The following is a 237-nucleotide window of genomic DNA, read 5'->3' as shown; positions in this document are numbered from 1 at the left end:
CAGGCGACATATGATTTAAACGGTCGCCTGCTGTCGGAAAGCAACGCACTGAATCACACCACCACATACCATTATCCTGACGACGAAGAAACGCTGCCGGACCGCATCACCGATGCAATCGGCGGTGACGTGCTGCTGGTGTGGAACCGCCAGGGGCTGCTGACACAGCGCACCGACTGCTCCGGCAGCGTCATCCGCTTGACGTATGACCGGTTAGGTCAGCTCCTGAGCAGTGAG

General features: G+C 58.6%; 1 protein-coding gene. It reads left to right on the top strand.

Translation table 11 applies throughout. From position 1 onward, the window contains the following. Positions 1–129: 129 nt before the first annotated feature. The coding region (locus tag A1830_RS23830; RefSeq protein ID WP_369815688.1) for a hypothetical protein at positions 130–237 on the top strand (108 nt) is incomplete at its 3' end.

It is taken from the genome of Erwinia sp. ErVv1, assembly GCF_900068895.1.
Classification (GTDB): domain Bacteria; phylum Pseudomonadota; class Gammaproteobacteria; order Enterobacterales; family Enterobacteriaceae; genus Erwinia.
This window is presented reverse-complemented; position numbering and strand designations above follow the sequence as displayed.